Source organism: Micromonospora sp. CA-246542 (genome assembly GCF_050942905.1).
In the GTDB taxonomy this organism is placed as follows: domain Bacteria; phylum Actinomycetota; class Actinomycetes; order Mycobacteriales; family Micromonosporaceae; genus Micromonospora.
The window spans coordinates 444985-471935 of the sequence record NZ_CP192040.1 but is presented as its reverse complement, the minus strand read 5'-3'; the positions used below and the strand labels follow the sequence as shown (position 1 = coordinate 471935).

At 71.7% G+C, this 26951-nt stretch carries 22 protein-coding genes, 1 tRNA gene and 1 pseudogene; 4 read left to right on the top strand and 20 right to left on the bottom strand.

The window, feature by feature from the left end; translation table 11 throughout:
* Positions 1–184: 184 nt before the first annotated feature.
* The 3 genes from ACQP0N_RS02310 to ACQP0N_RS02300 all read right to left on the bottom strand — a co-directional run bounded on the left by ACQP0N_RS02310 (position 185) and on the right by ACQP0N_RS02300 (position 4076).
* The gene (locus tag ACQP0N_RS02310; RefSeq protein ID WP_433117167.1) at positions 185–667 is read right to left on the bottom strand and encodes an RICIN domain-containing protein; all 483 of its coding nucleotides are present in this window, start codon (positions 665–667) and stop codon (positions 185–187) included.
* A 146-nt stretch (positions 668–813) separates the two neighbouring features.
* Positions 814–1188: a hypothetical protein gene (locus tag ACQP0N_RS02305; protein WP_433117165.1), complete on the bottom strand. Its 375-nt coding sequence runs from the start codon at positions 1186–1188 to the stop codon at positions 814–816.
* Between the two features lie 116 nt (positions 1189–1304).
* Positions 1305–4076 (bottom strand): BTAD domain-containing putative transcriptional regulator, encoded by a 2772-nt coding sequence (locus tag ACQP0N_RS02300; protein WP_433117163.1) that lies wholly within the window; start codon positions 4074–4076, stop codon positions 1305–1307.
* A 196-nt stretch (positions 4077–4272) separates the two neighbouring features.
* Between ACQP0N_RS02300 and ACQP0N_RS02295 the strand changes: the two genes are divergently transcribed.
* Positions 4273–4491: a hypothetical protein gene (locus ACQP0N_RS02295; RefSeq protein WP_433117161.1), complete on the top strand. Its 219-nt coding sequence runs from the start codon at positions 4273–4275 to the stop codon at positions 4489–4491.
* A 69-nt stretch (positions 4492–4560) separates the two neighbouring features.
* Here the strand turns inward: ACQP0N_RS02295 and ACQP0N_RS02290 are convergent.
* Positions 4561–4637: transfer RNA gene (locus ACQP0N_RS02290), tRNA-Thr, on the bottom strand.
* A 144-nt stretch (positions 4638–4781) separates the two neighbouring features.
* Here ACQP0N_RS02290 and ACQP0N_RS02285 point away from each other — a divergent pair.
* On the top strand, positions 4782–6518 hold the full coding sequence (locus tag ACQP0N_RS02285; RefSeq protein WP_433117159.1) for a metallophosphoesterase family protein: 1737 nt from the start codon (positions 4782–4784) through the stop codon (positions 6516–6518).
* 105 nt (positions 6519–6623) lie between these two features.
* Here the strand turns inward: ACQP0N_RS02285 and ACQP0N_RS02280 are convergent, their stop codons facing one another.
* The 6 genes and pseudogenes from ACQP0N_RS02280 to tmk form a co-directional block, all read right to left on the bottom strand.
* On the bottom strand, positions 6624–7463 hold the full coding sequence (locus ACQP0N_RS02280) for a PSP1 domain-containing protein (RefSeq protein WP_355049256.1): 840 nt from the start codon (positions 7461–7463) through the stop codon (positions 6624–6626).
* Positions 7464–7817: 354 nt separating this feature from the next.
* Positions 7818–8498, bottom strand: a complete 681-nt coding sequence (locus tag ACQP0N_RS02275) for a hypothetical protein (RefSeq protein WP_425728967.1) — start codon at positions 8496–8498, stop codon at positions 7818–7820.
* Positions 8498–8803, bottom strand: a complete 306-nt coding sequence (locus tag ACQP0N_RS02270; RefSeq protein ID WP_355049258.1) for a hypothetical protein — start codon at positions 8801–8803, stop codon at positions 8498–8500. The genes ACQP0N_RS02275 and ACQP0N_RS02270 overlap by 1 nt, the downstream gene beginning before the upstream one ends.
* A 1-nt stretch (position 8804) precedes the next feature.
* Complete coding sequence (locus tag ACQP0N_RS02265) at positions 8805–9134, bottom strand: YbaB/EbfC family nucleoid-associated protein (protein ID WP_355049259.1); 330 nt, start codon at positions 9132–9134, stop codon at positions 8805–8807.
* Between the two features lie 122 nt (positions 9135–9256).
* Positions 9257–10504: pseudogene (locus ACQP0N_RS02260) on the bottom strand (DNA polymerase III subunit delta').
* The gene (gene tmk / locus ACQP0N_RS02255) at positions 10504–12567 is read right to left on the bottom strand and encodes a dTMP kinase (RefSeq protein WP_433121372.1); all 2064 of its coding nucleotides are present in this window, start codon (positions 12565–12567) and stop codon (positions 10504–10506) included. Before tmk ends, ACQP0N_RS02260 begins: the two are co-directional and overlap by 1 nt.
* Before the next feature lie 344 nt (positions 12568–12911).
* Between tmk and ACQP0N_RS02250 the strand changes: the two genes are divergently transcribed.
* A complete protein-coding gene (locus ACQP0N_RS02250) occupies positions 12912–14117 on the top strand; it encodes an amino acid deaminase/aldolase (protein WP_433117155.1) in 1206 nt (401 codons plus the stop codon).
* 17 nt (positions 14118–14134) lie between these two features.
* Here ACQP0N_RS02250 and ACQP0N_RS02245 read toward each other — a convergent pair whose 3' ends face one another.
* Positions 14135–14725 (bottom strand): TetR family transcriptional regulator, encoded by a 591-nt coding sequence (locus tag ACQP0N_RS02245; RefSeq protein WP_433121370.1) that lies wholly within the window; start codon positions 14723–14725, stop codon positions 14135–14137.
* Positions 14726–14951: 226 nt separating this feature from the next.
* Between ACQP0N_RS02245 and ACQP0N_RS02240 the strand changes: the two genes are divergently transcribed.
* Positions 14952–16268 carry a D-arabinono-1,4-lactone oxidase gene (locus ACQP0N_RS02240; protein ID WP_433117154.1) on the top strand — a complete coding sequence of 439 codons (1317 nt, stop codon included), beginning with the start codon at positions 14952–14954 and terminating at the stop codon, positions 16266–16268.
* 72 nt (positions 16269–16340) lie between these two features.
* Here the strand turns inward: ACQP0N_RS02240 and ACQP0N_RS02235 are convergent, their stop codons facing one another.
* The 9 genes from ACQP0N_RS02235 to ACQP0N_RS02195 form a co-directional block, all read right to left on the bottom strand.
* The gene (locus ACQP0N_RS02235) at positions 16341–16640 is read right to left on the bottom strand and encodes an antibiotic biosynthesis monooxygenase family protein (RefSeq protein WP_433117152.1); all 300 of its coding nucleotides are present in this window, start codon (positions 16638–16640) and stop codon (positions 16341–16343) included.
* A gap of 5 nt (positions 16641–16645) precedes the next feature.
* Positions 16646–17275 carry a TetR/AcrR family transcriptional regulator gene (locus ACQP0N_RS02230; RefSeq protein ID WP_433117150.1) on the bottom strand — a complete coding sequence of 210 codons (630 nt, stop codon included), beginning with the start codon at positions 17273–17275 and terminating at the stop codon, positions 16646–16648.
* Between the two features lie 99 nt (positions 17276–17374).
* Complete coding sequence (locus ACQP0N_RS02225) at positions 17375–18589, bottom strand: CapA family protein (RefSeq protein WP_433117148.1); 1215 nt, start codon at positions 18587–18589, stop codon at positions 17375–17377.
* A gap of 79 nt (positions 18590–18668) precedes the next feature.
* Positions 18669–21521 (bottom strand): type I DNA topoisomerase, encoded by a 2853-nt coding sequence (gene topA / locus ACQP0N_RS02220; RefSeq protein WP_433117145.1) that lies wholly within the window; start codon positions 21519–21521, stop codon positions 18669–18671.
* A 460-nt stretch (positions 21522–21981) separates the two neighbouring features.
* Positions 21982–22821 (bottom strand): hypothetical protein, encoded by an 840-nt coding sequence (locus ACQP0N_RS02215; protein WP_433117143.1) that lies wholly within the window; start codon positions 22819–22821, stop codon positions 21982–21984.
* Positions 22812–23351 (bottom strand): hypothetical protein, encoded by a 540-nt coding sequence (locus ACQP0N_RS02210; protein ID WP_355049269.1) that lies wholly within the window; start codon positions 23349–23351, stop codon positions 22812–22814. Before ACQP0N_RS02210 ends, ACQP0N_RS02215 begins: the two co-directional genes overlap by 10 nt.
* A gap of 101 nt (positions 23352–23452) precedes the next feature.
* Positions 23453–25801, bottom strand: coding sequence for a sodium-translocating pyrophosphatase (locus ACQP0N_RS02205; RefSeq protein WP_433117141.1), 2349 nt, complete (start codon positions 25799–25801; stop codon positions 23453–23455).
* Between the two features lie 322 nt (positions 25802–26123).
* A complete protein-coding gene (locus ACQP0N_RS02200) occupies positions 26124–26561 on the bottom strand; it encodes an ATP-binding protein (protein WP_433117139.1) in 438 nt (145 codons plus the stop codon).
* Positions 26558–26914: an STAS domain-containing protein gene (locus ACQP0N_RS02195; RefSeq protein WP_355049272.1), complete on the bottom strand. Its 357-nt coding sequence runs from the start codon at positions 26912–26914 to the stop codon at positions 26558–26560. The genes ACQP0N_RS02200 and ACQP0N_RS02195 overlap by 4 nt, the downstream gene beginning before the upstream one ends.
* Positions 26915–26951 lie beyond the last annotated feature (37 nt).

Sequence of the window (26951 nt, the reverse complement as noted above, 5' to 3'; positions counted from 1 at the left end):
GGCCGGCACGGCGTCGCCCAGCGGCTGCGCCTGCGACGCGCAACGGAGGGATCGAGCCATGTCGAGCCCGACCGGAGTTCGGCCGACCAGGAGGTGGCGGTTCTTCCGATCGACCAGCACATGGAGCCGGCGCGCCGCCTGCGGCGGGCGGCGCGCCGTCCGGGCCCTCCGCGGGCACTTGCGGTTAGACGAACCCCCACTGCTGGAACGTCGTGCCGTCGCACGTGCGCAGCCGGACACCATTGGACACGCTGCCGTCCAAGCACGTCGTTCCGGAGTAGCGGTTGATGAGGCGCATCTCGTATCCGCTGCCGCCCCACTGTTGGAAGGTGCTGCCGTCGCAGGTGCGTAGCCGGACACCGTTGGACGTGCTTGCGTCGAGGCACATCGTGCCGCTGTAACGGTTGAGCCTCAACTCATTGTTGCTGGTCAGATACCACTGCTGGAACGTCGTGCCGTCGCAGGTGCGCAGCCGGACACCGTTGCTCGTGCTTGCGTCGAGGCAGTAGTCCAGCACCGGATAGTGAAGGTTGGTGACGTAGTACACCACGCCTTGGGCTGCGGCGGACTTGGCCGATGGCGCAGCGGCGGCCGGTGTCGCCGCGACGGTGACCACCGCGACGACGGCGAGGATCAATGAGCCGAGAACCCGCACGGATCGCTTCATGAGACCTCCCTGAAAAACATCACTGGTTGTCATGGTCGGACCCGCTTGTAGGGCGAAATCTTGTCGCTCTGTTGTCGATCGACAAATGGGGAAATGGCGACGGCTTGACGTCATCGTGGGCCGGCGAGGCGGCCCGGCAATGGCCATCAGGAACCGCAGCTGCGTTCGACGTCGACCTTGATCGTCCGGGTGGTGGAGATGTAGTGCTGGCCCGGTAGCACGTTGTCGTTGATCAGGAGCCAGCTGCCGCCGGTGAGCTCCCATACGTACGCGCAGTAGCCGGACCCGATGTAGTAACCGGCGGCGTTCGCCCAGTAGATGGTCGTCTTCTGCCCTCGCGGCAGCACTACGTCGTAGTTGCCGTGCGTGTAGTTGCCGTCCTGGACGTGGATGACGCCCAAGCCGAGGTTGCTGACGTTATAGATGTAGTTGGACGCGGCGGCGGCCGGGGCGGAGACGGCCATCGTGGCGGCCATCCCCAGGGCCGCGCCGACGGCGGCGGCCTTCTTCGGCATTGACATGGTTCGGTCCTTTCGCGTTTCGCGGCACCGGTGCTACGGCCGCCTCTTCGTGCCGCCACCGCTACGGCGGCCGCACCTGACAGAGGCGATCGTGTGGGACCGATGTTGGATTCTCGTTAGATCGCGCGCTCCAGCTCGACGAGGATGGCTCGCATCTCGGGCAGGCGTGGGTTGCCGAGCGGTTCGAGCAGGCTGATCGCCTCCCGCATGGCGGCGACCGCGCCGGCGCGGTCGCCGGTCGCAGCCAGCACATCGGAGACGCCGTGCAGCGCCATCCCCTCGCGCATCCGGTCACCCGTGGTGCGGGCCAGGTCGACGGCGAGCAGGTAGTGCTCAGCGGCCCGGTCGTGCTCGCCGCGGACGAAGCGGAGCCGACCGAGGTTGATGTGCGCGATGACGGCAAGCCAGTCGCGGTCGGCGGAGCGCTCGGCCTCGGCCAGCGCAGTTTCGTACGCTTGCAGGGCGAGGTGCAGACGGCCGGCACGTCGATGCAGGAACCCCAGGTTCAGCTCGACCTTGAACGTGAGGTCCGGGTCGTCCAGGCGGGAGGCCATCGTCTGGGCGAGTTCGAGTGGTTCCAGAGCCTCGTCGAGCGCGCCGCTATCGGTGAGTAACGCGCCGAGGCTGGCGTAGGTGTCCACCGTCCCGGCGATGTCGTCCGCCCTCGCGTACAGGTCGATCGCGCTTTCGTAGGCGGCCTGCGCGGACACCCGGTCGAGAAGGAGACTATGGGCGACGCCGACACTGACCCGCAGGCTTGCCTCGCCGGCGATCGCCCCCACGGCCGCGGCTGCGGCGGCGCCCTGCTCGGCGATCGCGAGCCAGGTGCTGCGGGAAGCACGGCGCTGCAGCCAGCCGCGTAGGTCGGCGCTGATCCGCCAGGCGAGGTCGGGGTGGTCCGCGCCGGTCCGGCCAAGGAGGGCGGTGAGGGTGTCGGCCTCGCCGTCGAGGAACTCGACGGCGGAGGCAACGTCGGGCAGGGTCGGGAGACCCTCGATCCGAGGCACACCGTCCGAGGGACGCGGGCCGTCGAGTGCGGCGTCCGGGTCGTCGGACCGTCGCGCGGTCGGACGGATCCGCCGGTCGGCGCGGACGACGGCGTGGGCGTACCAGGTCAGCAGGCGCCGATCGCCGGCCCTGTGGGTCGCGGCGTCGTCCTCACGTCGGCCCTGTCCGCTGGCGAACATGCGGATCAACTGATGAACGGTGACTCGGCCGTCGTCGGTCGCTCCGACCAGGTTGGCTCGGGCCAGCGTCTCGACGGCGCCGCTGGCCGTCGTGACGTCGACGCCGGCAAGGGCGGCCAGGGCTGCCACCGGGATCGGTCCGCCGGTCACGCGGCCCAGCCAGCGCAGCAGGCGTCGCGCGGATTCGTCGAGCCGGCGGTACGAGACGGCCATCATCGGGTAGACGGCGGCGTCCCCGTCGGCCGTGCGCAGGCGTTCCAGGCGCGTCGTCTCGTCGCGCAGTTCGGCGAGCAGACCGGCTGTGGACGCACCGAGCCGCAGGTGGGCGCCGACGATCCGCAGGGCGAGCGGGAGACCGCCGCACAGCTGGGCGAGGTCTCGCAGATCGTCGGAGTCTGAGTGCGCCGGTGGCAGTCCGCCGACCGCGCGTAGGAGGGCAAGCGAGTCCTCCGGTCGGAGCGGGCCGATCGAGACAAGGGCGGCGCCATCGCGGGCGACCAGCCCGTCGAGACGCTCGCGGCTACCGACCACGAGCGCACTGGTATAGGAGCCGGGCAGGAACGGGCGGGCCTGCGTGGCGCTGACGACGTTGTCGAGCACGATCAGGAGACTGCGGGTCGCCATGATCGAGCGGAGTCGGGCCGACCGGTCGGCGGCCGTGCCGGGCACGTCCTCCGGCGGCACGCCAAGATCGAGCAGCGCCCGGCCGAGGGCGGTGTCGGGCTCCGGATGCGCGTCGAAGTCCAGATACAGCCGGCCATCGCTGAACCGGGCCGCGCGCAGGTGCGACCAGTGGGCGACCAGGGCGGTCTTGCCCATGCCACCGGCGCCACTGACGACCGCAACCGCAGTGGGTCGGTGCCCGTGAAGGGTGTCGTCGCAGACCGCGTCGAGTGTGGCCAGCTCTGCCGCGCGAGCGTGGAAATGGCTCGGGGCCGGTGGGAGTTGCGAGGGCCTCTCGATCACCGCGGTCGGTGAAGCGCCTCCGCGGATCAGATCGGTGTAGACCTTGCGGAGCAGGTCGCCTGGATCGACGCCGAGCTCGTCGGCCAGCAGCCTCCGGGTGCGTTCGTAGACCGCCAGCGCCTCGGCGCGGCGACCGGCACGGGCCAGTGACCGCATCAGTGACGCCTGCAGCCGTTCGCGTAGCGGGTGCGCGGTGGCGAGGGCGGCCAGCTCGCCGGCGACGTCGGGGACCGCGCCCAGGTCGAGGTCGACTTCCAGGAACCGCTCGTGAACGGTCAATCGAAGGTCGTCGAGCCGGTCGGCCTCGGCGCGCACGACGTCGCCAACCGCCGTGTCGGCGAACGCGGGCCCTCGCCACAGCGCGAGCGCGGCCCGAAAGACATCGCGGGCCTCCGCCTCGGCCCCGGCGTAGGCGTGGGCATCGGCCTGCTGGGCGAGCGACTCGAACTCGTCAGCGTCCACCTCGCCGATCAACTTGTAGCGGCGGTTGGTACGCCTGATCGCCGTCGCCCCCAACGCCCGCCGCAGTCCGTGCACCAGCACCCGCAGCCCGACCTGGCTGGATGCCTCGGTCCGGCGACCCCACACAGCTTCGGCCAGCACATCGTCGCCGACGCTGCGGCCCCTCGACGCGACAAGGGCAGCCAGGAGGAGCTGGTGCTGACGTCCGCCGACGGAAACCTCCGTACTATCGCCGGCGGTCACTCGCAGGGGCCCAAGAACCTCGAAGCGCACAGAACTTCCCCGCTCTTCCGCCTGAACGAGTACCCGAGCACCACCGCATCGGGCATCCATAAGTACTTCGATATTCGATGATGTCAAGGTCATAGGGCCTGGACCCCGGGGCGGCAGAGCAGTCGGTCGTGGCGCGGTGCTCGGCGTAGGGTCTCTGGCACAGCAGCAGCCCAGGACGGCGATCGCGAAGCCCGTGGTGCGCGACACGGTGCTCCCGGCGATCCTCGTCGAGCTGCTGCGCCGCCAGCGGGTACGCCAGCAACAGCAGTTCGAACTGATCGGCCGCAAGTGGACGCCCAACGACTTCGTCTTCACCACGCCGTGGGGTAAGCCGATCGACGCGAGCGCGTTGATGGACGGCAACCTGGCGGCGCTACTGCAACCGAGTGGTGCAACCCAGCGGCCTCAAGGCTGATCTTCGTCGGGTATGAGAAAGGCCCCGTGAACTTGGCTTATCGCCTGGTCACGGGGCCTTCGCCCTTCGTGGAGCCGCCTGACGGAATCGAACCGTCGACCTACGCATTACGAGTGCGTCGCTCTAGCCGACTGAGCTAAGGCGGCAACGATCAGCAAGTGTACGGCACCCCGTACCCCTGGGCCGAGCGGGATACCCCCGACGCTCCCGCCGCCACCAAACGGACAAGCACCGCCATCCGGCCAATTACCGGACAGCACTGCACGCGGACCGGTACTACGCTGCGGCGGGTGACTGACGAACGCGACGATCACCAGGCACCGGCGGACCCGCAGCCCGACGGAGAGCCGGCTCCTCGCCGCCCACGCTCCACCGACCCGCTGGAACTGGGCTTCACCCCCCGCAAGCCGGTGCCGTGGCTGGCGCCGTTCCTGTTGATCAGCACCGGCATCCGGACGTTGCTGGCGATCCTTTTCGGCGCGTACCTCGACAAGCGCGAGTTGCAGAATGCCTTCGGCGACGACATCTTCCGCCAGGCCGGGGCGGACGGCGGGCTCTGGCTCGACTACGTGGCCGACCTCGGCGACGGTTTCCACGCCACCTACTCCGTCGCGTACCTGCTGGCGCAGCCGGAGCTGACCGTGGACGGGCACCGGCTGCCCCGGGCGCAGACCCTGGTGATGGGCGGCGACCAGGTCTACCCGTCGGCGGCCTACGCGGAGTACGAGAACCGCTGCAAGGGTCCCTACCAGGCGGCGCTGCCGGCGACGCCGCCCGACCGCCCCACCCTGTTCGCGGTGCCGGGGAACCACGATTGGTACGACGGCCTGACCGCTTTCCTGCGGCTGTTCGTCCGCTCCCGGGACCGTAACTTCGCCGGCTGGCGTACCGGGCAGTCGCGGTCGTACTTCGCCGTGGAGTTGCCGGCCGGTTGGTGGCTGCTCGGCGTGGACGACCAGTCCGGCTCGTACCTCGACGATCCGCAGTTGGCCTACTTCGACGAGGTGGCCCGGCGGCTCACCCCGGAGTCAAAGGTGATCATCGCGACGCCGTCGCCGACGTGGGTCAAGGCCGCCGACGACCCGACGGCGTACGACTCGATCGACTACTTCGTCCGGACGATCATCGACCCGACCGGGGCACGGGTGCGGCTGCTGCTCTCCGGCGACCTGCACCACTACGCCCGCTACGCCGGGCACGACCGGCAGTTGATCACCTGCGGCGGTGGTGGGGCGTATCTGTACCCCACGCACAAGCTGCCGGAGCGCCTCGAGGTGCCACCACGCGACACGCTGGCCCGGCGGGCCAGCCGCACCCAGCCGTACGACCTGGTGGCCCGCTACCCGGACGCCGCCCGCTCGCGCCGGTACGGCTGGGGCATCTTCGGGCGTCTGCCGTTCCGCAACCCGGGCTTCGCGACTCTGCTCGGCACCCTGCACACCCTGCTGATGCTTGCCATGGCGGGCGCGACGGCCAACTGGGGCGACAGCAGCGACCAACGGCTGTTCAGCGTCCCACTGGTGCTGATGGTGCTGGTGACGGTGATCGCGGCGATCCTCTTCGCCAAGCCGCCCAGCGCCAGCGGCAAGCGGCACGCCCGGCACTGGCTCCTCGGCGTCGGCCACGGTGTGGCCCATGTGGCGCTGGCCGCCGGCGGCACCTGGGTCTGGTTGGCGCTGCCGTTCTACGACTGGCCGTGGCCGCTGCCAGCGGTCGCCGCCGTGGTGGTGTACGGCCCGGTCATCGGGCTGGTGGCGAGTCAACTGGTGGCGGCGTATCTGCTGGTGGCGGGCGCCTTCGGGGTGAACGTCAACGAACTGTTCGCCGGCCAGGGCATCGAGGACTCCAAGTCGTTCCTGCGGCTGCGCATCGACCCGGACGGCACGCTCACCGTGTACGCCATCGGCGTCGACCGGGTGTCCCGAGACTGGCAGGTCAACCCCGACCAGACCCCCACCGCAAGCTGGCTACTCCCCAAACCCCCCCTAATCCCCCACCTAACCGAACCCCCGGTAGTCCTGTCCTGACCGGACCACTAGTTGATCAAGAGGTTTGCGTCATCCCGAGCCCGAATTTTGACGCAAACCTCTTGATCAACGCGGGCTGGTGGATGGGGGTGGGTGGGGGTGGGGTTAGGGGGTGTAGTGCTCCTCGTGCGCCTGTCTCGGCCCACACACGGAGGCGCGGGAGCAGGAGCAGCGGGAGCCGTCCGCGTCGAGGCGTACGGTCACCGCGTCGCGGGGCACGCTGTGGCCGACCACTCGACCACTGCCCTCGGGCGTCGTCACCCGACTGCCGACGGCGGGCGCGGTCTCCTGGAAGCGCTGGTACAGCGGGTGTTCGTACTTGAGGCAACACATCAGTCGACCGCAGGCTCCCGAGATCCGCAGCGGGTTGAGCGGCAGGTCCTGGTCCTTGGCCATCCGGATCGTCACCGGCTCGAAGTCGGTGAGGAACGTCGCGCAGCACAGGTCACGACCACACGAGCCGATGCCGCCCTGGACCCGGGCCGAGTCGCGCGCCGAGAGCTGGCGCAGCTCGACCCGGCAGTGCAGGGTGGCGCCGAGGTCGCGGACCAGTGACCGGAAGTCCACCCGGTGCGGAGCGGTGAAGTAGACCGTGCTGCGCTCGCCACCGCCGTCGGCGGAGCCGAGCACATGGTCGACGGCCACCACCTTCATCGGCAGGCCGTGCGCGCGGATCAGCCGTTTGGCCGCCACCTTCGCCTCAGCCTTACGACGGCGCAGCGCCTCGTCACGGCGCAGGTCGTCGTCGCCGGCCAACCCCACCAGCCGGGGGAAGCCGTCGGTCTCCTCGCTCACCCACTGGGCGGCCCAGACGCACTCGGCGACCTCGGGTCCGTCGTCGGTCGGCACGAGCACCCGGTCGCCCACCTGGGGACGCAACTCACCCGGGTCCAGGTAGTAGAGCCGCCCGTACCGGTTGAAGCTGACCGCGCAGAGCATGCCCATCCCCCCACCCTACGACGGATCACCGCGGAGAACGCGGCGGGCGCTACCCCATCTCCATTCATGACCGTCGACTCGACCGATTGCCGGGCCACCCGTCGTGCCGATGATCCTCGCCCGGACGGTTGAATCCGTGCCCGGGAAGGGGACAAACGCTGCCGGACAGCGTTGAGTGGAGACAGACCTGCGGGGGGTGCAGGGGGAAGACCACGGCGTCGCCGTGTGCGCCGGCTCTGCTCTGGCGCCCGCGAGCGGCGCCGTGGCCTGCCTACCCGCGAACCGACACATCAGGGCCTGAGCAACGCCACGAGCCGACCACAGAGCAACACCAGGCCGGAAAGCGGGCGCCGGATACGGCTACCAGCCGACCCGGGTGTGCTGGTCGTACCGGGCGCGCTCCTGGGTCGGCGACCGCCAGGTGGACTCGGCCAGGCTCGGGGCCCACTGGCGCAGAAGTGTCTCGGCGCCGTCGTACGCGACGCAGAGCACCGCCAGCACCCGCGCGGCGATCTCGGCGGCGTCGGCGACGCCCGGCCCGACCGGCGTCAAACGGTTCGGTGGGCCGGCGGCGGTGGCGGCGACCACGGCCACCGCCTCGGCCGAGCGCAGCAGGTCGGCCAGCGTGCGGGCGAGGGCGAGACGGCTGCCCTCCACCCAGTCGGCGAGCGCGTCCGCGTACCCGGCGGTGGATTCCATCCGCCCGACCAGGCTCTCCGGCCCCTCGTCCAGGTGGCGCAGCAGCGCGGCACGCTCCTGCCCGTACGCCGAGGCGGCCGGCCCGGACCAGAGCACGGGGTCGGTGAGCGCGGCGCCGACGTCGTCGTACCCCCGGACGAGCCGGCGCACGGCGTGCCCGGCGCTGACGAGCGGCGCCGGGTGCAGGTCGAGGAAGCCCCGGACGGCGTCGCCCGGCAGTACCTGCATCCGGCGGAGCAGGGGCCACACCCGGTGCCCTTCGGGAACACCGGCCGCGAGCAACGCGTCCACCCGGCGCAGCAGGTCGAGGCCGGGTTCGGCGAGCCGGTCCAGTGGGTCCATCACGGCTCTCCGGTGATCCGGCGGCGGGCGGCGCGGTCGACCTCGGCGTACCGGTCGGCGGCCTCGCGGACGGCCGAGGCGGCGGCGGCGAGGCGGCCGGCGGCGGCTCGGGCCTCGCGGGCCCGGTCGTCGGTGGCGGCGGCCCACTGCCGGTGCAGGGCACGACCGATCTCGCCGGGACGACCCGGGGCGTCCGCGCCGAACGCGGCCTGGGCCGGATCACTGGCGGTGACGGTGTGGGACAGGGTGGTGAGCGTGGCGCTGGCCTCGTCGAGCCGGGCGGAGAGCGCGCGCAGCGTGTCCATGTCAGGCCCCCGCGAGCGGTCGGTAGGCGGCGAACGTCTCGTTGTGCAGTTTCTCCCGGGCCCACTCGGCCGCGTCCGCCGCGGCGGTGACCGCGGCCTGAACCGAGCCGGCCACGTCGCGCGGGCTGCGGGCGTGCAGTGGCCCCAGGAACCGGACGTCGGTGATGCGCCCGGCGGCGGTGACCACCACCTCGACCAGCCCGTCCGGCGAACGGACGGTCACCTCGACCGTCGACACGGCCTGGTCGAACTCGGCCTGCAACGACTCGATACGGCGGTAGCGCCGCACCGCCTCCTCGATCCAGGCCTCGTCGATCTCCCCCCGCGGCATCGGCGACTCCTCCCGGATGGATCATCACTGAGCGTGCCGCCACCGTCACCACGGCACACCGGACCGTACCGCACAGCAATCGCACGTGTCGATGGCTGTGGACAACCGGCGGGAGCTGCTGGTCAGCCCTTCCAGAGGGCGAGCATCATCGCCTCGACGGCGATCCGCGGCTTGACGTTCGCCTCGATCGCCGCACGGCAGGCGAGCACGACCTCCAGCCTGCGCAGCGACCCCTCGGCGTCCCACTTCTGGGCCCCGGCGCCGGCGAGCGCGGCGGTGTCGGTGTGCACCGGGTCGACCGGTGCCCGCAGCGCCATGGTGAGCGCGTCACGGTAGAAGCCGGCCAGGTCGACGAGCGCCCGGTCCAGCGCGTCGCGCTGGGCGCGGGTGGCCCGCGACTTCTGCCGCTTCTCCAGCTCCTTGAGCTGACCGGCGGCACCCCGGATCGCGCCGGCCGCCCCCGGCCGGTGCCGCCCGCGCCGAGCGCCGTCTCCAGCGCCGCCCGTTCGGCCACGTCGGCCTCGGCGACCGACGCCTCGGCCTCCGCCTCGGCAGCCTCGATCAGCGCGGACGCAGAGTCGAACGCAGCGCCCACGCCGGTCAGCCGGCGCGGCACGGCGAGCACCGCCTCACGCCGCTTGCGGGCCTCCGGGTCACGGGCCAACCGGCGGGCCCGACCCACGTGCCCTGCGCGGCCGCCGCCGCCCACCGCGCCACGTCGGGCGCGATGCCGTCCCGACGGACCAGCACCTCGGCCACCGCGGTGGCCGGCGGCTGCCGCAGGGGTACGACCCGACAGCGCGACCGGATGGTCACCGAGATGTCGTCCGGGTGGGTGGACGGGGCGCAGAGTAGGAAGACCGTCCGCGGTGGTGGCTCCTCGATGGCCTTGAGCAGAGCGTTACCGGCTGCCTCGGTGAGCCGGTCGGCGTCCTCGATGACCACCACCTGCCAGCGCCCGCCGGACGGGGTGCTGGCCGCGCGGAGCACCAGCGCGCGCATCTCGCCGACGCCGATGGAGAGCCCCTCCGGTACCACCAGCCGGACGTCGGCGTTGGTCCCGCCCATCGTGGTGTGGCAGCCGGGACACTCGCCGCAACCGGTGCCGTACGCACACTGCAGGGCCGCGGCGAAGGCGCGCGCGGCGACCGAGCGACCGGACCCGGGTGGCCCGGTGAAGATCCAGGCGTGGGTCATCCCGGTGCCCGGGTCGGGGTGCCGGCACCGGCGTCGGCCTCGCCCGCCGCGACGAGCGCGGGCGTCCGGTCGGTCGCGGCGGCACGCAGCACGGCCGCCGCCGCGGCGGCGGCGCGGCGCAGTTCAGTCACCGCCTCGTCCTGACCGACCAGGTCGGCGAAGACGTCCGGCATCAGGTCTTGTGCTCCATCGTCACCAGCTCCGAGTCGGATAACTCAGGCTGCACCGAGGTGTCCGGGCCCTGCGCGGGTCGGGGGTGCACGATGCCGCCGGGCTTGCCGAGCATCTCCTCGACGCGCCGCACCACCAGCTGAGTGAGCTCGCCGACCGGCCGGGACGCGTCGAGCACCAGGTAGCGCTTCGGGTCGGCGGCGGCGAGGTCGAGGAAGGCGTAGCGGACGCGCTCGTGGAAGGCGATCGACTCGGCTTCGAGCCGGTCGGCCTGCCCGCTGCGCGAGGCGACCCGGGACAGGCCGGTGCGCGGCTCGACGTCGAGCAGCACCACCAGGTCGGGCTTGAGGCCGCCGGTGGCCCAGGAGGAGAGCCAGGAGACCTCGTCGACCGGGAGCGTGCGCCCGGCGCCCTGGTACGCGAGCGACGAGTCGACGTACCGGTCGCTGATCACCACGTCACCGCGGATGAGCGCGGGCCGGACGACGGAGGCCACGTGGTGCGCCCGGTCGGCGGCGTAGAGCAGCGCCTCGGCACGTGGGGACGGCGCCTCGTCGCCGGAGGTGTCCAGCACCAGCGACCGGATCCGCCGGCCGACGCCGGTGGCCCCCGGTTCGCGGGTCACCAGCACGTCGCGCCCGTCGGTGCGCAGCCGCTCGGCGAGCGCGGCGAGTTGGGTGGACTTGCCGGCGCCCTCGCCGCCCTCGAACACCACGAACAGCCCGGCGGAGACGAACGGCTCCGCCGGCGTCAGCGGACGGCCCCGGATCGAGCCCCAGAGGTCGGCGAGGACCGGGACGCCCTTCTTGTCGTCCATCTGGCCGAAGGCGCTGATGCCGGCGAAGATGCCGGCGGCGCCGGCCGCGAGCAGCAGCAGTCGGGTGGAGGAGACGGAGATGCCGAGGTCGGCGATCTCCAGCTTGCGCGAGCCACCGACACCGACCAGGACGCTGCTCAGCCCGATGGCCAGGATCAGCACCAGTCGGGTGCCGATCTGCACCACCGCGAACACCCGGCCACGCACCTCGTCGGCCACCTCACCGCCCAGCAGCGTGGTGCCGGCCAGGAAGGCCATGCCCGCGCCGGCGCCGACCAGCACCGCGCCGACGATCGCCATGGACAGGTGGATGGCGAAGGCGAGGGTCATCACGGCGGCGCTGGCCAGCACGATGCTCATGCCGAACCAGCGACGCCGGGACATCTCCTTGACGACCATCGGGCCGAGCCCGATGCCGAGCGCCAGACCGACGAAGATCGCGCCGAAGAGCAGCGAGAACGCGGCATCGCCGGCGCCCAGTGAGTTGGCGAAGAACTTTGCCGTGCCGACCACGATGCCGCCGCCGGCGAACGCGCCGAAGATGCCCAGCACCAGGCCGCGGACGAGCGGCGTCTGGCCGATGAACTTCCAGCCCTCGGAGAACTGCCGGAACATGCTCTGCTCGGAGCGTTCGGCCTCGCCGCGCTGCGCCTCGCTGATCTCCTTGATCCCGAAGGCCACCACCAACGCGGTGGCGAGCCGGGAGAAGGCGTTGAACCAGAGTGCGAGTTGAGCCGGTTCGGCCCAGGAGGGTAGGTCGCCGCCCACCGCGCCTCTGACCCCACGGTCGAGCACTGCGAGGCCGATGGCGGCGGCCACCGGGGTGAGGCCGTACGTGGTGATCAACGTGAGCTGGTTGGCCGCCTCCAGGCGGGCCCGGGGGATCAGGTTGGGGACCGCGGCCTCCTTGGCCGGGATCCAGAGCAGGGTGAGCGACTCGATCAGGAAGGTGGCGATCAGCGCCCAGCCGACCACCAGGCCGCCGGCGGCGCCGCTGAGCGCGTAGAGCGGGATGGACGCGAAGAGCACGAAGCGCAGCAGGTCGCAGATGACCATCGTCCAGCGCCGGTCGAACCGGTCGGCGAAGACGCCGGCCACCGGGCCGAGCACCAGCGCGGGCAGCAGCCGGATCGCGGTGACCCCGCCGAACGCGGCACCCTGGGCGGTGCTGCCCTGCACCTGCGAGGCGGCGAAGAGGGCGGTGGCAAGCAAACCGAGCCAGTCACCGAAGGAGGCCGCGCCGAGCACGATCCAGAGCCGGCGGAACGGCCTGATTCGCAGTACCGACCGGATCGCGGCGTAGCCGGACGCGTCGACCTGACCACCGCTGGACTGGTTGGCGGCGCTGCCCGACTGGTCACCCGCGCGCGACACGCCGGGCGACTCGCCGCTGTTCTGGCTTTCGATGGCCGTACCTCCACGTGCCGGCCCATCGCTGGGCACCCCCGGTGGAACACTCTAGACCCGGTGGGGGCCGCCCCACCGGCGACATTCTCCTGCTCGCTGAGCCTAGGCCGCCGACGGCGTCGACCGCAGCCCGGGACGTATGCGAGGGTATTTCGCATTCATCGTCGGACAGTTAGCGTGCACACGTGGCCATCGAAAGCGACAAACTGCGCGAGCGCCTGGACCGGGCGACCGCCCATCTCGACCCCCCGTACGCCGTGGTGGATCTCACCGCCTACGACGCCAACGCGGCGGCCCTGGCCGACCGCGCCGCCGGCAAGCCGATCCGGCTGGCCAGCAAGTCGGTGCGCAGCCGGGACCTGATCGCCCGGGCGCTCACCCGGCCCGGTTGGCAGGGTGTCATGGCGTTCACCCTCCCCGAGGCGATCTGGCTGGTCCGGGCCGGTCTGAGCGACGACGTGCTGGTGGCGTACCCGACCGCCGACCGGGCGGCCCTCACCGAGCTGGCCGCCGACCCGACACTCGCCGCCGCGATCACTCTGATGATCGACGGCACCGGCCAGCTCGACTTCGTCGACGCGGTCCGCGCCCCGGCGCAACGCGCCGAGCTGCGGCTCTGCCTCGACCTGGACGCCTCCTGGCGACCGCTGCGTGGCGTGCACGTCGGCGTCCGCCGCTCACCGGTGCACAGCGCCCGGGCGGCCGGCGCGCTCGCCGCCACCGTCGCCGGCCGCGCCGGCTTCCGGCTGGTCGGGCTCATGTCGTACGAGGCGCAGATCGCCGGCCTGGGCGACGCGCCGCCGGGGCGGACGCTGCTGGCGGGCGCGATCAGGCTGGCCCAGCGCGGCTCCTACCGCGAGTTGCTGGCCCGTCGTGGCGCCGCGGTGGCGGCGGTACGGGAGCACGCCGACCTGGAGTTCGTCAACGGCGGCGGCACCGGCAGCGTGGCCGCGACCAGCGCCGATCCCGCGGTCACCGAGGTCACCGCGGGATCGGGCCTGTACGGGCCGACGCTGTTCGACGCGTACCGCGCCTGGCGGCCCACCCCGGCGGCGTTCTTCGCCTGCGCGGTGGTCCGCCGACCGACGCCGGAGTTGGCGACCGTGCTCGGCGGCGGTTGGATCGCCTCGGGCCAGGCCGCCGACAGCCGGCTGCCCCGACCGTGGCTGCCGGCCGGCCTGAAGCTCGTCGGCACCGAGGGCGCCGGCGAGGTGCAGACCCCTCTCTCCGGCGCGGCGGCGGCCACCCTGCAGGTCGGCGACCGGGTGTGGTTCCGGCACGCCAAGGCGGGTGAGCTCTGCGAACGGGTCAACGAGCTGCACCTCGTCGAGGGGGACGCGGTCGTGGCGACCGTGCCCACCTACCGGGGCGAGGGCCACGCGTTCCTCTAGGTGGCCGCACCGCCAGGTCAGGCGGACCGGGCGGCCTCGGCGCGCTGCTCGCTCTCGCATCCGTCGACCTGGCGGTGCAGGTACTCCCGGATCAGCGCCTTCGCCTCGATCAGGACCCGCTCGTCGCCGTCGGACTTCCGTCGGAACGCGAGCTTGATCAACGCGTCGGCGGCCTCCACGGCGATCTCCAGGACGAAGCGCAGCTTCGGCACGTCGGTCAAACCGAAGCGCTCGGTGAGCACCCGCGCCAACTGGTCGGCGATGACGCCGTTGTTGTCACGCTGCTCGTCGAGCAGGTGCAGGTCGACCACGTCGCCGAAGTGCAGGGTACGGAAGCCGGGGACGGTGCGGTGCATCGTGATGTACTCGTCGATTCCCGCGTCGACGCCGTCCCACCAGTGGGTCATCTCGTCGGAGGCGAAACGCTCGTCGAGCCGCTGGAGGTAGGACTCCATCGTGCGCAGGGTCAACGCCTGCACGATCGCCCGCTTGTCCGGGAAGAACTGGTAGACCGACCCGATCGCCACTTCGGCGCGCTCCGCGAGCAGGGTCGTGGTCAGCCCCTCGTACCCCACCTCGTCGACGAGTTCGGCGCAGGCGTCCAACATGCGCTGTACCCGCGCGACACTTCGACCCTGCACCGGTACGCGGCGCAGCGGCCCGGTCGTGGCGGCTGGTGTGGACACTCGGCGCCACCCCCCTTCGACGGATGAACATATCTCTTGGTCACGAGTCCGTGACTACCGGTACAACGAGCGGACCGCAATTGCGGTATTTACCAGGGACAACGTTCCTGATATGAAGTCAGTTCATATTCATGAATGAGGAGCGCGCATGGTCGGCACCGCACCGCTCACCGCCGGATGGTCCAACTGGGCCGGCAACCAGCGTGGCAGCGCCACCGCCATCCTGCGCCCCGGCTCGCCGGACGACGTGGCGGAAGCCGTCCGGGACGCCGCCGCCGCCGGAGGCCGGATCCGCGTCGCGGGCAGCGGCCACTCGTTCACCGCCGTCGCCCTCGCCGACGACCGGCGGATGGAGTTGTCCGAGCTGGAGACCGGTGTCAGCGTGGACGTCGCGCGCCGACTCGTGACCGTACCGGCGGGAATGCCCCTGCACGCGCTCAACGGACTGCTCGCCCGGCACGGCCTCGCGCTGCCCAACCTGGGGGACATCGACGCGCAGACCATCGCCGGCGCAATCTCCACCGGCACCCACGGCACCGGCGCCGGATACGGCTGCCTCTCCACCTTCGTCGAGGCCCTCACCCTGGTCACCGGCACGGGCGAGGTGCTGCGCTGCTCCGTAGACGAGCACCCGGACGTCTTCGCCGCCGCCCGGGTCTCGCTCGGCGCGCTCGGCGTCCTGGTCGAGGTGACCTTGCGCTGCGTGGACGCCTTCGTCCTGCACGCCCACGAACGCCCCGGCGCCCTCGACGACGTGCTCGGCGACCTGCCCGCGCTGATCGGCCGGCACGACCACGTCGAGTTCTACTGGTTCCCCTACACGTCCCGGGTCCAGGTCAAGGCCAATGACCGGGTACCCGCCAACGACCGGCCGCTGTCCCGCTGGCGCGGCTGGCTGGACGACGACTTTCTGTCCAACCGGGTCTTCGCCGGGGCCTGCCGCCTCGGCCGGGCCGTGCCCGCCCTGGCACCCGGCATCAGCGCCGTCTCCGCCCGCGCGCTCACCGAACGGAGGTACACCGGACGCTCCGACCGGGTGTTCTGCACCCCGCGCCGGGTCCGCTTCGTGGAGATGGAGTACGGCCTCCCCCGCGCGGCGCTACCCGAGGCGCTCGGCGCGCTGCGCCGGATCGTGGACGGGCTCCCGTTCAAGATCCTCTTTCCGGTCGAGGTGCGCTTCACCGCCGCCGACGACATCTGGCTGTCCCACGGCTACGGCCGGGACAGCGCGTACATCGCCGTACACCAGTACGTCGGCATGCCGTACGAGCCGTACTTCCAGGCGTTCGAGAAGGTCGCCGCCGCACTGGGCGGCCGCCCGCACTGGGGCAAGCTGCACTACCGCGACGCGGCGTCCCTCGCCGAGGCGTACCCCCGTTTCGCCGACTTCCAGGCCGTCCGCGACCGCCTGGACCCGCACCGCGTCTTCGCCAGCCCGCACCTGACCCACATCCTCGGCGTCTGAGGGCGGCGTCCGACCGTCAGACGTCCAGGACGACCCGGCCCCGCGCGCCACGCTCGACCAACTCGTGGCGCCTCACGCACCCACCGGATCGGTCGTGGTGCCCTGCTCGGAGCTGATCACCTCGTCGATCAGGGAGAAGAACGCCTGGATGCCGGGCCGGTTCCCGCCCCGACGTCGGGACTCGGCGAAGTCTTCGGGCGAGGCCCAGAAGACGATGTCCAGCCACTCCCCGGCATCGAGTCGGATCAGCCGTGCGCCGAGGAAGCCGGCACGGTCGGCCTGGAAGTCGGCCAGCATCGCGGGTCGTGCGGCCAGCAGGGCATCGGCGCGCTCCGCGGCCACGCGGAAGCGGGTGATCTCGACGGTGGTCATCGTCCTCAATCCGTTCGGGTGGTACGGGGATCCGGGTCCTGGACGCCCAGCATCAGCCTGAGCTGGGTGAACAGGACGTCGCGGAAGGTCGCGGGTGACGGCGTGGCATGGTGCTGGACGCGCGAGACGATCAGACCGGCCAGAGCCGCGAGCAGGAAGTCCGTCACCGCGTCGGCGTCGTGGGTCAGCGTGAACGCCCCCCGCTCGGCGCCCTCGCGCACCGCGGCCAGGAAGGGCGCCCGGTAACGCCTCAGCACCTCGGCGCTGTGGTCGCGGAGTTCGTCGTCGCGCATCGCGGATCGCCAGAACTCGACCAGGATCCGTCGGGCGCTCTCCGAGTTGTGCAGGCTCCGGTCCGTCAGGGCGACCAGCCGTCGCCACGGGTCGGCCTCGGCGACCGAAACCGCGTCCAGGGCGGCGACCTCCCGGTCGGTGAACACCTGCATGGCCTCGATGACCATGTCCTCCCGCGACCCGAAGTAGGTCTGGAGGGTGCTGATCGCGACGCCGCCGGCCGCCGAGACGTCCGCGAAGCGTGTGTTCTCGTATCCGCGCGATGCGAGCACGTCCATCACCGCGTCGAGAACGGCAGCCCGCTTCTCCCCGCCCGCACGCCTCGTCCGACCAACCGGCATAGCAATACGGTACGGCGGTACCGACTCAGCGGGTAGGCGCGCGACATCGGGTGTGGTGCAGCGCACCCTGGTCCCGAGCCGCGTCCTCGGCGGCGGCGCTCAGCCGCCCGACGCCACCACCTGGTCCGGGCCGGCAGCCAGGGCCCGGACGTAGCCGAGCACCCGCTGGTACGCCTCCCGGTAGTCGCCCCGCAGACCTGGTGGGGTGCCCGGGTCGGCAAGCGCTGCGGTCAGGTCGACCAGCCGGAGGGCCGGCGCCAGGTCGGTCCAGGTGGGCAGTGCCTCCATCCGGGTCACCGTCCAGCGCCCCGGGGCGGTCTCGGTGAAGGTGGCCCGGGCCATCACACCCTCGCGATTGTCGTCGATCGGCGTCTCGTGCCGGGCGATTTCGTTGCCCATGCCGAAGACCACCCACTTGTCGCCGAAGCGCTGGAACGGCTGCACCGCGTGGGCGTGATGGCCCAGGATGAGGTCCACGTCGGGCGAGGAGATCAACTGCTTGGCCCACGCCCGCTGGTCGGCGTCCGGCAGGTGTTGGTACTCCGTACCCCAGTGCAGGCTGAGCACGACGATGTCGGCACCGGCGACCCGGGCCTTGTGGGCGGCGGCGAGGATCTCGGCCGGCTTGATCAGGTTGGCCAGCCACGGCTTGCCCGAGGGGCGGCTCAACCCGTTGAAGTTCAGGCTGTACGCCAGGTGGGCGACGCGGACGTCGCCAACCTGGTAGATCCGGGGCCGGGCCGCTTCGGCGGCGCTGCGGGCACTGCCGGTGTGCCCCAGCCCGGCGGCGTCGAGTGCGCGGAGTGTCCGGGTCACCCCGTCGGCACCCTGGTCGAGGGTGTGGTTGGAGGCGGTTGAGCAGCCGTCGAACCCGGTGGTGCGCAGCGCGTCGAGCACCTGCGGGGGCGCGTTGAACGACGGATAGCCGGCGAACGGGCCGGCGGGATCGGCCAGTGGCGTCTCGAGGTGGCACAGCGCCAGATCGGCGTCGCGAACCACCGGGGCGACCCCGGCGAACATCGGGGCGAAGTCCAGGCCGCCGGCACGGGCACCGTCCCGGCGCGCCTGCTCGGTCACGGCGGGATGGATCAGAACGTCACCCGCGGCGACGAGCCGCACGGTCCGCGGGTTGGCGGGATCGCGGGTCGGCCCGGGGGCGACGGCCTGCGGGGAAGCGCGCGACACGGTGGCGCCGGCTGGCGAGGGATTGCCCGCGTCCATCGCCCGGATGCCGACCGCGGACACGGCGAGCAGCAACGCACCGGCAGCAGCACCGACGAGCACGCGGCGGCGCGGGACAGGAAGTGCGAACATTCCCTCACGTTAGGCAGTCCGCGCCAGGGCCCCGACACCAAACTGGACATTTAACCCATTTGGGGTGTAGTGCTCGCTGTCACTCCTCGGCAGGGCTGGCGGTTGCCTTCTTCGGGGCCGCCTTCTTCGCCGGGGTCGCCTTCCTGGCCGCCGTCGCCTTGGCGGTGGTGGTCTTCTTCGCGGCGGTGGACTTGCTGGCGGCGGCCGTCTTCTTGGTGGCCGTCGTCTTCTTCGCCGGGGCCTTCTTCGCCGGAGCCTTCTTCGCCGCCGCCTTCTTGCGCGGGGCCGGGCCCTTGGCCCGCTTGTCGGCCAGCATCTCGGACGCCTCCTCGATGCTCAGCGCCTCCGGGGTCTGCCCGCGCCGCAGGGACGCGTTGACCTCGCCGTCGGTGACGTACGGGCCGAACCGCCCGTCCTTGATCACCAGCGGCTTCTCGGTCAGCGGGTCGACGCCCATCTCGCGCAGCGGCGGCGCGGCGGCCCGGCGGCCCCGGGTCTTCGGAGCGGCCAGCAGGGCCAGCGCCTCGTCCAGGGTGACCGTGAACATCTGCTCTTCGGATTCGAGCGAGCGGAACTCCTCGCCCTGCTTCACGTACGGGCCGTAGCGACCGTTGTTGGCGAAGACCTCGACACCGTCGGGCGCGACGCCCACCAACCGGGGCAGGCTCAGCAGCCGCAGCGCCTCGTCGAGGGAGAGCGAGTCCGGCGTCTGCGAGCGCAACAGCGAGGACTTGCGCTCGCCGCTGGACACGTACGGGCCGAACCGGCCGGACTTGAGCACGATCGGCTCGCCGGTGGCCGGGTCGTCGCCGAGCTTGCGCTCGCCGCTACCGCCCAGGAACAGCTCGTGCACCTTCTCGGGGGTCAGCTCGTCCGGGGCCATGCCCTCGGGGATCGGCGCCCGGTCACCCTGGGGGCCGGCCTCCTCGCCCTCGGCCGGAGCGACCGGCGTCTCGCCGGGGACCGCCCGCTGGAGGTACGGCCCGTACCGGCCGACGCGGACGACGACCTCGCGGCCGTCCTCGTCGGTGAAGAGCGGGATCGAGTTGACGCTGCGCGCGTCGATCTCGCTCAGGTTCTCGGTGACGAGCTTCTTGAGCCCACCCGAGCGGGCGATGTCCTGGTCGCCGGCGCCGTTGGCGCTGCCGAAGTAGAACGCGGTGAGGAAGTCGACCGCGGCGTGGTCACCGCCGGCGATCTCGTCCAGCTCGTTCTCCATGCTGGCGGTGAAGTCGTAGTCGATGAGGCGGGGGTAGTGCCGCTCCATCAGGCCGATCACCGCGAAGGCCAGGAACGTGGGGATCATCGCCTGACCGCGCTTGGTGACGTACCCCCGGTCCTGGATCGTCTGCATGATCGACGCGTAGGTGGACGGGCGGCCGATGCCCAACTCCTCCAGGGCCTTGACCAGCGACGCCTCGGTGTAGCGCGACGGCGGCTGGGTGTGGTGGCCCTGCGCGGCCAGCTCGTCGGCGGTCAGCGGCTGGTCCTTGACCAGGGTCGGCAGCCGGCGCTCGGCGTCCTCGGCCTCGGCGTTCTCGTCGTCGCTGGACTCGACGTACGCGCGCAGGAAGCCCGGGTCGGTGATGGTCTTACCGGTCGCGCCGAAGTCGGCCTCCTCCTGGGAGGTGGAGACCGCGCGGATGCGCACCGACACGCTGGAACCGACGGCGTCGGTCATCTGCGAGGCGATCGTGCGCCGCCAGATCAGCTCGTAGAGCTTGAACTCCTCGGCGGACAACTCCTTGGCCACCTCGCCCGGGGTGCGGAAGTTGTCCCCCGCGGGGCGGATCGCCTCGTGCGCCTCCTGGGCGTTCTTGACCTTGCCGGTGTAGCGGCGGGGCTCCGGCGGAACGCTGCGCTCGCCGTACAGCTCGACGATCTGCCGGCGGGCCGCCGAAATGGCGGTCTCCGAGAGGTTCACCGAGTCGGTACGCATATAGGTGATGTAGCCGTTCTCGTAGAGGCGCTGCGCGGTGCGCATCGTCTGCTGCGAGGACAGGCGCAGCTTGCGGGCCGCCTCCTGCTGGAGCGTCGAGGTGATGAACGGCGCGTACGGGCGGCGACGGTACGGCTTCTCCTCGACCCGGGTGACCGTGAACGGCCGCCCGTCGAGCCGGGCGGCCAGACCCCGGGCACCGCCCTCGTCGAGGTGGACGACGCCCGCGCCGGCCCGGACCTTGCCCGTGGTGGGCTCGAAGTCCTTACCGGTGGCGATCCGGTCGCCGTTGAGAGCGATCAGGGTGGCGTTGAAGGTGCGCGGCCCCTCACCGGCGTTCGCCACGGCGAGGGTGGCCAGGATGTCCCAGTACTCGGCGGTGCGGAACGCCATCCGCTGCCGCTCCCGCTCCACCACGATCCGGGTCGCCACGGACTGCACCCGGCCCGCCGAGAGCTTCGGCATGACCTTCTTCCACAGCACCGGGGAGACCTCGTAGCCGTAGAGACGGTCGAGGATGCGCCGGGCCTCCTGGGCGTCGACCAGGTCGCGGTCGATCTCCCGGGGGTTGGCCACGGCGGCCTGGATCGCCGGCTTGGTGATCTCGTGGAAGACCATCCGCTTGACCGGGACCTTGGGCTTGAGGGTCTCGACCAGGTGCCAGGCGATGGCCTCGCCCTCGCGGTCCTCATCCGTCGCCAGGAAGATCTCGTCGACCTCCTTGGCCAGCTTCACCAGCTTGCTGATCTGCTGCCTGCGGTCGGCCGAGACGACGTAGAGGGCGTGGAAGCCGTTGTCCACGTCCACCCCGAGGCGGGCCCAGGACTCGCCCTTGTACTTGGCCGGCACGTCGGCGGCGTTGCGCGGCAGGTCGCGGACGTGACCGAAGCTGGCCTCCACGACGTACCCCGGGCCGAGGTAGCCCGAGATCGTCTTGGCCTTCGCCGGTGACTCGACGATGACCAGACGGGTGGTTCCAGCGTTGCTCGGCACGTCTCTCCCCGACCTCACTCCTGCTCGTGGCCGGCCGGCGCCTTACGACAGCGACCGCTCTCGACCCCGCCGTGGCACCGGCGGTCCGGATGTCCAACGTAACGCGCCGTCCGCGTTTCGGGTTTCGCGGGCGGCAATCCGCTGCGGCGCGGCGGTCGACTCCCGCCCGCCGTGCTCGACACTGCCGGACGGCGCCACCGTACACCGTGGGTAGGCCTCGGAGCGGGTCCCTGTGACGATGCGGGACCCCCAACCAGCCCATCCAAGCCCAGCTGTCCAACACCAGACACCTCACCCCACTTCCCTCCCGCACCCCTCCCGCACCCCTCCCGCACCCCTCCCGCTCGCGTCGATCATGGGGTTGTGGTGGGCGTTTAGGCCCCGAAGGCGAAGTTCGTCCACCACCACAACTCCATGATCGACGCCGGTGAGCGGTGGGCGGCGGGCGGGGGGCGGGGGGTCAGGGCCAGGCGTTGGGTGGGGTCGCGGGGGGTGGTGCGCCGACCAGCTCGGCGAGGCGGGCCAGGCGGCGGCGGCCGGTGATCCGGTAGGCCGGGCCACCCTCGTCGGGGCCGAGCAGCGTGCCGGCCAGGCCGGCGGCGGTGAGAGCCGCGCCGATCGCGTCCCAGGCCCGCTGGTCACCCGCGCCGAGGCGCAGCAGGAAGCCGCCGGGCGGCTCCGGCGTCCCGGCGGCGGCGAGCCACAGCCGCAGCCGCCGGCCGGTCAGGTGGAAGGCCGCCGGCGGACGCTTCGCCGGGCCGTCCAGCCAGGCGACCGCGAGCGGCTTCAACAGCCGGGTGTACGACGTCCGCACGGTGTGTCGCTGGTCCTCGGTCGGCTCCCAGCTCGCGGCCAGCCCGCGCAGCGCCAGTTCGGCGACGAGCACGTGCACCCGCCAGGCGGCGTCCACCCGTACCGCGAGACGGGCGGTGCCACCCATCCGGACGACCTCGCCGGGTCCGGCGAGCAGCCCGGCCAGATCGGCGACCGCCGGTTCGGCGGCATCCGCGCCGAAGAAGACCAGTTGCCGCCCGGCGTCGTCGGCCCGAGGTGGCGCGGGGACGCTCGACTCCGACCGGTCCGGGCCGCCGCGTCGCCGGCCCGAACCAGGCCGCCGCGGGCCGGGCCGCGCCGGGTCGGTGCCCGACGGATCGGCGCGCGACGGGTCGGTGCCCGACGGGTCGGCGCGCGACGGGTCGGTGCCCGACGGGTCGGCGCGCGACGGGTCGGGCTCGGGTACGGGGAACAGCGCCGGCAGCGACTGCGCGGCCGGCGTGTCACCGAGCCCGTTCAGCGACACTCGGGCACCTCGTCGAAGGCCTGTTTCAGCTCCTCGGAGTTGAGCTTGCTGGTGTCCAGCGCGCTGGCGTCGTACTCCTTGTTCAAAGTGTCCACGGCGGCCCGGACGCCGTCGTAGAAGGCGGCGGGCTCACCGGTGCCCAACCCCTCGATGGTGTCCCGGGCGCGGCCGTAGGCGTCCCGCATCTTCTCCAGCGACCCACGGAAGCCGGCGGAGATGGCCTCGCCGTTGTCGGTCTCCGGGATGCCGGCCTGCTCGACCTTGCGGCGCGCGGTCTCGCTGGCCTGTTCCGCGCCGCCGAAGAGCCGCACCAGGTTCTCCTTGGCCTGCGCCGGAGTGGTCTGCGCCGTCATCTGCTGATCGGTGCTGCTGGTCAATTTGCTGATCTCGGAGCGCCACGGGGTGAGCGCGCCGCAGACCGAGGCCGCCCAGGCCCGTGGGCTGGGCCCACCGCAGCCGGTGAGGACGACGACGAGCGTGGCCAGGACCACCGTGAGCTTTCCGACGGCAGACGCCCGGCACGTACGCATGCGTTGCAGCGTACGACCTTCGGCCAGGTGTGGCACCGGGCCGGATGGCCGGGGTCCCCGCCCGACGGGTGCGTCGAGCGGGGACCCCGGTGCCGCCGGTGTCAGGCGTTGACGGTCTCCGGACGGTGGTCGGCGCTGCCCGCGCCGGTGTCGGAGTCGTCCATGGCGATGCCCTTGCGCTTGCTGAAGACCACCGACGCCACGATGATCAGCGTCGCGACCAGCGCGATACCGACCCGCAGGCCGACATTGCGTTCGTCACCGACGCTCCAGGCCACCACGGCGGGGGCGATCAGCAGCGAGACCAGGTTCATCACCTTGATCAGCGGGTTGATGGCCGGGCCGGCGGTGTCCTTGAACGGGTCGCCGACGGTGTCGCCGATGACCGTGGCAGCGTGCGACTCGGAGCCCTTGCCGCCGTACGCGCCGTCCTCGACCAGCTTCTTGGCGTTGTCCCAGGCCCCACCGGAGTTGGACAGGAACACCGCCATCAGCGTGCCGGCTCCGATCGCGCCGGCCAGGTAGGAGGCGAGCGCCCCCGGGCCGAGGCCGAAGCCGACCGCGATCGGCGCCAGGATGGCGAGCAGGCCGGGGGTCATCAGCTCGCGCTGCGCGTCCCGGGTGCAGATGTCGACGACCTTGCCGTACTCCGGGCGCTGGGTGCGGTCCATGATGCCGGGCAGCTCACGGAACTGCCGGCGAACCTCCATGACGACCGCGCCGGCCGAGCGGGACACCGCGTTGATCGCCAGCCCGGAGAAGAGGAAGACGACCGCCGCACCGATGATCAGTCCGACCAGGTTGCGCGGGTTGGCCACGTTCAGCGAGTTGAGGATCTCGGTCCCGACGTCGCCCACGCCGGCGTCCGCGTACGCGGTCCGCAGGGTGTCCGTGTACGAGCCGAACAGCGCGGTCGCCGCCAGCACCGCGGTGGCGATCGCGATGCCCTTGGTGATGGCCTTGGTGGTGTTGCCGACCGCGTCCAGCTCGGTGAGGATGCGCGCGCCGTGCTCGTCGATGTCGCCGGACATCTCCGCCACACCCTGGGCGTTGTCGGAGATCGGCCCGAAGGTGTCCATGGCGACGATGACGCCGACGGTGGTGAGCAGGCCGGTGCCGGCCAGCGCCACCGCGAACAGCGACAGCGTGATCGAGCTGCCGCCGAGCAGGAACGCCCCGAAGACGCCGGCGCCGATCAGCAGCGCCGAGTAGACCGCCGACTCCAGGCCGACGCTGATGCCGGCGAGGATGACGGTGGCCGCACCGGTCTGCGAGCTCTTGCCGATGTCCTGTACGGGCCGCTTGTTGGTCTCGGTGAAGTAGCCGGTCAGCGCCTGGATCGCGGCGGCGAGCACGATGCCGATCACCACCGCGCCGATGGCCACCAGTCGCGGGTTGCGGTCGACGTCGGTGAGGCCACCCTCCAGGTCGGCGAAGGTCGCCGGCAGGTACGCGTACGCGGCGATCGCCACCAGCACCGCGGAGATCACGGCGGAGATGTAGAAGGCCCGGTTGATCGCGGTGAGACCGTTGCGGTCGGAGGCGCGCAGCCGGGTGATGAAGACGCCGACGATGGCGACCAGCACGCCGATAGTGGAGATGATCAGCGGGAAGACCAGACCGTCCTCGCCGAAGGCGGCCCGCCCGAGGATCAGCGCGGCCACCAGCGTCACCGCGTACGACTCGAACAGGTCGGCGGCCATGCCGGCGCAGTCACCGACGTTGTCGCCCACGTTGTCGGCGATGGTGGCGGCGTTGCGCGGGTCGTCCTCGGGGATGCCCTGCTCGACCTTGCCGACCAGGTCGGCGCCGACGTCGGCGGCCTTGGTGAAGATGCCGCCGCCGACCCGCATGAACATCGCCAGCAGGGCGGCGCCGAAGCCGAAGCCCTCCAGCACCGTGGGCGCGTCACCCCGGTAGACCAGGACGACCAGCGCGGCGCCGAAGAGGCCGAGGCCGACGGTGAGGAAGCCGACCACGCCGCCGGTCCGGAAGGCGATCTTCATGGCGGCCTCGCGGCCGCCCTGGCGCTCCCGGGCGGCGGCGGCCACGCGCAGGTTCGCGCGGGTCGCCAGCCACATGCCGGCGCCACCGATGGACGCGCTGAACACGGCGCCCACCACGAAGAAGAGCGACCGGCCGAGCTTCACGGCCATCACGCTGCCGTCGGTGTCGTGCACCGGCAGGAGGAAGAGCAGCACCACGGCGACGACGACGAAGATCGCCAAGGTGCGGAACTGGCGGAGCAGGTAGGCCGAGGCGCCCTCCTGGACCGCCCCCGAGATCTCCTGCATGTTGGTGGTGCCCTTGCCGGCTGCCAGCACGGTCTTCGTCAACGCGGCGGCGAAGACGAGCGCCACCAGCGCGATGACCGCGGCGATGACGACGTACGTGACATTGCCTCCGGTAAGGGAAAGCCCGCCGTCATCGACGGCCAAGGTCTCGGACATCTGCGTCCTCCTGTTACCGAACACTCGCGTCGACGGGTGGAGACGCACCGGTCGACGCCTGGATGCGGACTCGCAAGCGCGCGCCAACCCACCCCAGCGGACCAGCGATGACCACCCATACCCGCTGGCTGCGGGTTGGATCACTTGCTGACAACCCGGGTACTGTAGCCCTCCACAGTGTTCGAGGTCACACCGAGGTGGCACCGTGTCTCGATGATCTTTGTCGCTGTGTTATGAAACGAAATCTGATATAGGGCCCGATCCATGACGACAAGGCCGCATCCCCAGCGGGGACACGGCCTTGTGCGCAGTCGTTCCGAAGTCAGCGCCCGACGGGCCACACCATTCGCACCTCGGTGCCGATGCCCTCGTCGACCGGGCGCACCTGCAGGTCCTCCACGAAGCCCGCGAGCAGAGCGAACCCGACACCCGTGGTCAACGCCTCGTCGGTCAGCGACTCGTCGGCCAACTCGTCCGGCGGCAGCGCCGCCAGCCCGATGCTGGCCTCGATCGGCGCCCGGTCCACGACCCGCACCGCGTACGTGCCGCCGTCGGACATCTCCACCAGCACCGGATCGGGCAGGCCGTACTGACGGTGCAGCGCGACCGCCCGGGTGCACGCCTCACCGATGGCCAGGCGCACCTCGTCCAGCAGGTCCTCGCGGACACCGGCCCGTCGGGCGACGGCCACGCCGACCAGTCGGGCGGTACGCACGTGCACCGGGGCCGGAGAGAAGGAGAGCCGGACCGTCGCCATCACGCGTTGGCGCCGCTCGGGCCCGCGCCGGCCGCCGCCTCGACCGTGGCGTGCAGCGGGAACACCTGGTCCAGCGCCGTGATCCGGAAGATCTTGAGCAGCGGCTCCTTGTCACAGACCAGGGCGAACGAGCCGCCGGCCGTGCGCAGCCGCTTGTGCGCGCCCACCAGCACGCCCAGCCCGGTCGAGTCGAGGAAGTCCACCCGCCCGAGGTCCACGATCACGTGCCGGGCGCCGCCGTCGATCAGCTCGAGGAGACGTTCGCGGAGCCGGGGCGCGGTGTAGACGTCCACCTCACCGCCGACCTCGAGCACCGTGTGCTCGCCCACGGTGCGCGTCGCCAGCGACAGCTCCATCGGTCCTCCTCGCCAGAGCCGTAAACTCTCCTGGGCA